The sequence below is a fragment of the Nocardioides sp. genome, from assembly GCF_035703625.1.
Classification (GTDB): Bacteria; Actinomycetota; Actinomycetes; order Propionibacteriales; family Nocardioidaceae; genus Nocardioides.
In genome coordinates this window covers 1-6692 of sequence record NZ_DASSXS010000172.1, presented here as the reverse complement: position 1 = coordinate 6692, position 6692 = coordinate 1, and the positions used below count along the sequence as shown (strand labels likewise).

Annotated in this window: 5 protein-coding genes; all 5 read right to left on the bottom strand. The window is 69.6% G+C overall.

Translation table 11 applies throughout. The annotated features are described in order from the left end of the window. Positions 1–470: 470 nt before the first annotated feature. The gene (locus tag VFN12_RS08445; RefSeq protein ID WP_325118198.1) at positions 471–602 is read right to left on the bottom strand and encodes a hypothetical protein; all 132 of its coding nucleotides are present in this window, start codon (positions 600–602) and stop codon (positions 471–473) included. A gap of 144 nt (positions 603–746) precedes the next feature. Then, entirely contained in the window at positions 747–1679 is a 933-nt protein-coding gene (locus tag VFN12_RS08440) for a polyprenyl synthetase family protein (RefSeq protein WP_325118199.1), read from the bottom strand. 65 nt (positions 1680–1744) lie between these two features. Next, positions 1745–3334, bottom strand: a complete 1590-nt coding sequence (gene nuoN, locus VFN12_RS08435; protein ID WP_325118197.1) for an NADH-quinone oxidoreductase subunit NuoN — start codon at positions 3332–3334, stop codon at positions 1745–1747. Further along, entirely contained in the window at positions 3334–4887 is a 1554-nt protein-coding gene (locus tag VFN12_RS08430; protein WP_325118196.1) for an NADH-quinone oxidoreductase subunit M, read from the bottom strand. Before VFN12_RS08430 ends, nuoN begins: the two co-directional genes overlap by 1 nt. Positions 4888–4939: 52 nt before the next feature. After that, positions 4940–6692, bottom strand: a 1753-nt coding sequence (gene nuoL / locus VFN12_RS08425) for an NADH-quinone oxidoreductase subunit L (RefSeq protein ID WP_325118195.1), incomplete at its 5' end; no start/stop codon positions are given.

The following is a 6692-nucleotide window of genomic DNA, read 5'->3' as shown; positions in this document are numbered from 1 at the left end:
CGACCCAGCCGAGCAGCGAGTGCGGGAGCCGGTCAAGGTGGGCGGCGACCTTGCCGGTGTCCACGGGTGCTCCGGTCCCGCCGGTCAGCGCAGAATGGGTGTCGGGTTCGTCGACCGGGAGGGCGGGCCCGATCACCCGAGAGGCCCTGTCGTCCCGTCGTAGGCCAACACCCGGCTCACCTGGATGCGAATGGCGACGCGCTGCCACTAGTAGATGTCCATCAGGCGCCCGAGGACGCCGGTCTTCCGGGGGCCGAGGAAGCGCTCCCACTGCGGGGTGATCGACTCCAGCCAGGCTCGATCCGGTCGGGGGTCGACCGTCGCGGTTTCCCTGGGCGACGACGTACAGCGGGGAGCTGCTCTCGCCGTGCTCGCGCGCGTGGTACGCCAGGGCGACCGAGGGGTTCTCGCGCAGTCGGACCAGCTTCTTGGGGAGTCCCAGAGACGTGGTGATCGTGACGGTTCCCGCGTCACGGTCGCGGAGGCCCAGCGGGGGCCATGGGCATGATCACCACGCCCCTCGCCGGCGTGACCGAGGCGAAGCCGACCGCCGCGTCTCCACCGATGACCTCGTCGCAGTCGTCGTCCCAGGTGACAGTCACGCCGCGAGGATAGACAGCCAGCGTTGACGAGTAGGGGGTTTCAGACCGTTGAGACGGGGGTATCGAACCGTCCGGGTGACGCGAAGCCTCGATTCAAGGAGCGGGAATCCCCAACTCGACGAGCGGGAATCCCCAACTCAACGGTCAGGCGGAGCGGGTGGCCACGATGTCGGCGAACGCCTCGAGTGCCTCGCGGACCGGGCCCTGCGGAACCGCCTCCAGCAGGCCCTTGGCCTCCTGGGCACGGGCGACGACGTAGGCCCTCGCCTCGTCGATGGCGGGGTGCTTGCGCAGCAGGTCGAGCGCCTCGGCGTGCCGGTCGTCGTCGGTGAGGTCGCCGGACAGCAGCTCCAGCAGCCGGGCGTCGTCGGGATCGGTCGACTGCTGCGCCATCAGCACCGGGAGGGTCGGGACCCCTTCGCGCAGGTCGGTGCCGGGCGTCTTGCCGGAGTCGACGCTGTCGGAGGCGATGTCGAGGATGTCGTCGGAGAGCTGGAACGCCGAGCCCACGATCTCGCCGTACGCCGTCAGCGCCTCCTCCACCTCGCGGGACGCACCCCCGAAGCGGGCGCCGTAGCGCGCCGCGGTGGCGATCAGCGAGCCGGTCTTGCCGGCGACCACGTCGAGGTAGTGGGCCAGGGGGTCCTCGTCCTGCCCGGGCGCCACCGTCTCCAGGATCTGGCCCTCGACCAGCTTGGTGAACGTCTGGGCCTGGATGCGGACCGCGTCGGGGCCCAGCTCGGCGGTCAGCTCGGAGGACTTCGAGAACAGGAAGTCTCCGGTGAGGATCGCGACGTGGTTGTCCCAGCGCGCGTTGGCGGACTCGGCGCCGCGCCTCAGGGCGGCCTCGTCCATCACGTCGTCGTGGTAGAGCGAGGCGAGATGGGTCAGCTCGACGACGCACGCCGCGGTGACGACCTCGGAGGAGGCGGGATGGTCACCGGTCTCGGCCGCGAGCAGGACCAGCAGCGGGCGAAAGCGCTTGCCGCCGGCCTCCATGAGGTGACGGGCCGCTTCGGTGACGAACCCCGCACGGCTGCGCACATGTCCGGACAGGGCGTCCTCGACCACGTCCATCCGCTCCCGCAGACGGTCGGCGAGAGCGCTGTCGGTGACCGGCAGAGCCAGCGCGCTGGGGCTGCTCACCTGAGGAATTGTCCCGCATTGCCGGCCAGCTCGAGGACCGGCCCCGGCATCAGGCCGATCGCGAGGGTCGCAGCGGCGCCCACGGCGATGGTCGCTGCGGTGAGCACCGAGGGGCTGGCGACGCTGGGGGCCTCGCCGGTCGGCTCGGAGAAGTACATCAGCACGATCACCCGGACGTAGAAGAACGCCGCCACGATGCTCATCAGCACCGCCGCGATCACCACCGGCCAGGCGCCGGCCGACAGGGCGACCTCGAAGACCGCCCACTTGCCGACGAAGCCCGAGGTCAGCGGGATCCCCGCCATGGCGAGCAGGAAGAAGGCGAAGACGCCGGCCACCAGCGGGGCCTCCTTGCCCAGGCCGGCCCAGCGGGAGAGGTGGGTCTGCTCGCCGCCGGAGTCGCGGACCAGGGTGACCACGGCGAAGGCGCCGAGCGTGGCGAAGCCGTAGGTGACGAGGTAGAAGAGCACCGCCTGGAGCGAGGTGAGCTGTCCCTCGGTGAGCTCGGTCGCGCTCTGCACCCCGAGTACGCCGGTCAGCAGGAACCCGGTGTGCGCCACCGAGGAGTACGCCAGCAGCCGCTTGATGTCGGACTGCGCGATGGCGAGGATCGACCCGACCACCATGGTCAGGATGGCGACGATCCACATCATCGGCTGCCAGCTCCAGCGGTCGGCGCCGAAGGCGACGTAGAACAGCCTGAGGATGGCGCCGAAGGCCGCGACCTTGGTGGCGGCCGCCATGAACGCGGTCACCGACGTCGGGGCCCCCTGGTAGACGTCGGGGGTCCAGGCCTGGAACGGCGCGGCTCCGACCTTGAAGAACAGGCCGACGGCCAGCATGCCCATGCCGATCAGCAGGAGCGAGCTGTTGCCGACGTCGTTGCGGACCGCCTCGTTGATCGCCCCGAACTCCATCGAACCGGCGAAGCCGTAGACCAGGGCGATGCCGTAGAGGAAGAAGCCCGACGAGAACGCGCCCAGCAGGAAGTACTTCAGCGCGGCCTCCTGGCTGAGGAGGCGCCGGCGCCGGGCCAGCCCGCAGAGCAGGTAGAGCGGGAGGGAGAGGACCTCGAGCGCCACGAACATCGTGAGCAGGTCGTTGGCCGCGGGGAAGAGCATCATCCCCCCGACCGCGAACAGGACCAGTGGGTAGACCTCGGTGTGCTCCATGCCGGCGGTGGAGGCGCGACGCTCGGCCTCGGTGCCGGGGAGGGCCGCCGCCTGACCGGCGAACGCGGTGACGCCGCCCTCGAGGCGACGCTCGGCGAACAGCAGCACGCCCCCGATCGCGAAGACGAGGACCACGCCCCACAGGAACACGCTCGGGCCGTCGACCGCGATCGTGCCCTCGGCGGCGATCAGGCCGCGGGCAGCTCCGTCACCCAGCGTCGGGAGGTCCGCCGCGACCAGGCAGGTGCCGACCAGCGCGACCACCAGGCCGGCCAGCGTGAGCAGCGTCTGGACGACGTAGCGGGCGGTCCGGGGCAGGAACGCCTCCACGAGTACGCCGGCGCACGCCACGCCGAAGACGACCAGCATGGGCCACAGCTGGGCGTACTCGATCTGCGGCTTGACGAACTCCATCAGTGGTTGCCCTCCTCGGCCGCCGCGTCACCCTCGGGGCTCACGACCGGTCCGTCGTCGCTGACGCCCGCCTGTTCCAGGGTGGTGTCCACGGTCGGGTTGATCACGTCGAGCATCGGCATCGGGTAGAAGCCGAACAGCACCAGCGCCAGCACCAGCGGGGCCACCGCGCCCACCTCACGGCGGTCGAGGTCGGGGTAGGCGGCGATCTCCGCCCCGGGCGGGCCCGTCATGGTGCGCTGGTACATCCACAGCGCGTAGATGGCCGCGAGCACGATCGCGGTCACGGCGACTGCTCCGGCCCACCAGGCGTAGTCGAACGCCGAGATGAGGACCAGGATCTCGGAGACGAACGGTGAGAGGCCGGGCAGCCCGCAGGCGGCGAGGCCGGCGATGAGGAACGTTCCGGCGAGTACCGGGGCGGCCTTCTCGACCCCGCCCGGCATCCCGCTCATCAGCGGGGTGCCCGTGCGCCGGATCAGGAAGCCGGCGACCAGGAAGAGCAGTGCCGTGGCGAGGCCGTGGTTGACCATGTAGAGAATCGCGCCGCTGCCGCCCTCGCTGCTGAACACGAAGATGCCCAGCACGATCAGGCCGAAGTGGCTCAGCGAGGTGAGTCCGATCAGGCGCAGGATGTCGTCCTGGCCGATGGCGACCAGGGCGCCGTAGACGATCGAGATCAGCGCGAGCACGACGACCGCGGGGGTGGCCCACTCCGAGGCCTCCGGGAACAGGCCGAGGCAGAACCGGATCATGCCGAACGTGCCGATCTTGTCGAGCACGCACACCAGCAGCACGCTGGTGCCGGTCGTGGCCTTCTCGGTGGTGTCCGCCAGCCAGGTGTGGACCGGGAACAGCGGCGCCTTGATCGCGAAGGCGATGAAGAACCCGGCGAAGAGCCAGCGCTGCGTGGTCTCGGCGATGTCGATCGAGGCCAGGTCCGAGATGAGGTACGACGGGTTGCCGGCCCGGGCGGAGACGACGTACAGCCCGATCACCGACGCCAGCATCACCAGACCGCCGGCGAGCTGGTAGATCAGGAACTTCACCGCGGCGCGGCTGCGGCCGACGCGGCCGAACCCGCCGATCAGGAAGTACGCCGGGATCAGGGTGGCCTCGAACACCACGTAGAAGAGGAAGACGTCGGTGGCGGCGAAGACCGCGATCGACAGCGCCTCCAGGGCCAGGACCCAGGCGGAGAACCTCGCCGCGCCGACGTGGTCGAAGCGGCCGAGCTCGTCGGCGTGCCGCGACGAGGCGACCAGTACCAGAGGAACCAGCACCGCGGTCAGCAGGATCATCAGCAGCCCGAGGCCGTCGACGCCGAGGGCGTAGTTGGCGCCGAAGACCTCGATCCACTCGTGCTGCTCGACGAACTGCATGCCTCCGTCGGCGTCGTACCCGGCGGCAACGGCGAGCGCACCCACCAGGGTGAGGCCGGAGAAGCCGAGGGCGGCGTACCGGGGCAGGGCGGTGCGCGGCAGGAACGCGGTGACGAACGCGCCGACCAGGGGGACCGCGATGAGCGCGGTCAGCCAGGGGAATTCGGTCATTTCCGGGGTCCCCGTTCAAAGCGGAACGACGTGAGCATCTGAATGGGGTGGATCATGCGAGGTTCACCGCCAGGAGAGCGAGGACGATGAGCAGGACACCGCCGAGCACGGACAGGGCATAGGAGCGCACGAAGCCGTTCTGCACCCGGCGGAAGACGCCGGAGAACCCGCCGACCGCGGCCGAACCGCCCTCGACCACGCCGTCGACGCCGACGCGGTCCATGGTGACGAGGCCACCGACCACACGCCGTCCCGGGTTCACCACGAGGGTGTCGTTGATGGCGTTCCCGTAGAGCTCCTCGCGTGCGGCCCGGGTCGCGAACGACACCTTGGCGGGGGCCTCGCGGGGCACCTCCCGCTTGCCGACCAGGAACCACGCGAGAGCGACCCCCGCCGCCACCACCACGAGGATGATCAGCGTGACCACCAGGGCGGGCACCGGGGGCTCGTGGTGCTCGGCCTCACCCACGACGGGGGCGAGGAAGGTCACGATCCAGTCGCCGATGAGCATGACCCCGCCCAGCACGGAGAGGGCCGCCAGCACGATCAGCGGGATGGTCATCACCTTCGGGGACTCGTGGGGGTGCAGACCCTTGGCCCACCGCTTGTCGGTGAAGAAGGTCATCAGCATCAGCCGGGTCATGTAGAAGCCGGTGACGCCGGCTCCGATGATGGCGCAGACGCCGACGAACCAGTTCTCGGCGAGCGCCGTCTCGATGATCTTGTCCTTGGACCAGAATCCCGAGAAGCCCGGGAACCCGATGATCGCGAGGTATCCCATCGCGAAGGTCAGGAACGTCACCGGGATCATCTTCTGCAGCGCGCCGTAGTGCCTCATGTCGACGTCGTCGTCCATCGCGTGCATGACCGACCCGGCGCCGAGGAACATGTTGGCCTTGAAGAAGCCGTGGGTCAGCAGGTGGAAGATCGCGAAGGCGTAGCCGGCGACGCCGAGCCCGGCGCCGAGCATCATGTAGCCGATCTGGCTCATCGTGGAACCGGCCAGGACCTTCTTGATGTCGTCCTTGGCACAGCCGATGATCGCGCCCCAGAGGAGCGTCACCACGGCGACGACCACCACGGCGGTCTGCGCGGTGGGCGCGAGGTCGAAGATGAAGTTCGAGCGGGTGATCAGGTAGACGCCCGCGGTCACCATGGTGGCGGCGTGGATCAGCGCCGAGACCGGCGTCGGGCCCTCCATCGCGTCCAGCAACCACGACTGCAGCGGCACCTGCGCGGACTTGCCGCAGGCCGCCAGGAGCAGCAGCAGCCCCAGGGCCGTGAGCACGCCCTCGGACGCCTCGCCGGCGGCCGCGCTGATGGTGGTGAAGTCGGTGGTCCCCCAGGTGACGAACATCAGCCCGACGCCCAGGGACAGCCCGATGTCGCCCACCCGGTTGATCACGAACGCCTTCTTGGCGGCGGCGGCCGCGGAGTGCTTGTGCTGCCAGAAGCCGATCAGCAGGTACGACGCGAGGCCGACGCCCTCCCAGCCGAGGAACAGGCCGAGGTAGTTGGCCGACATGACCAGCATCAGCATCGCGGCCACGAACAGGTTGAGGTAGCCGAAGAACCGGCGTCGCCGCTCGTCGTGCGCCATGTAGCCCACGGAGTAGACGTGGATCAGCGAACCGACGCCGGTGATCAACAGGAGGAACAGTGCGGTCAGCGGGTCGTAGATCAGGTCGAAGCCGACGGTGAAGTCGCTCGTCTCGAACCAGGTGAACAGGCTCTGGCCCACCTGCCGGTCATCCTCCGGCCGGCCGAGCACCGCGATGAACATCGCGAGGCTGATCAGGAACGAC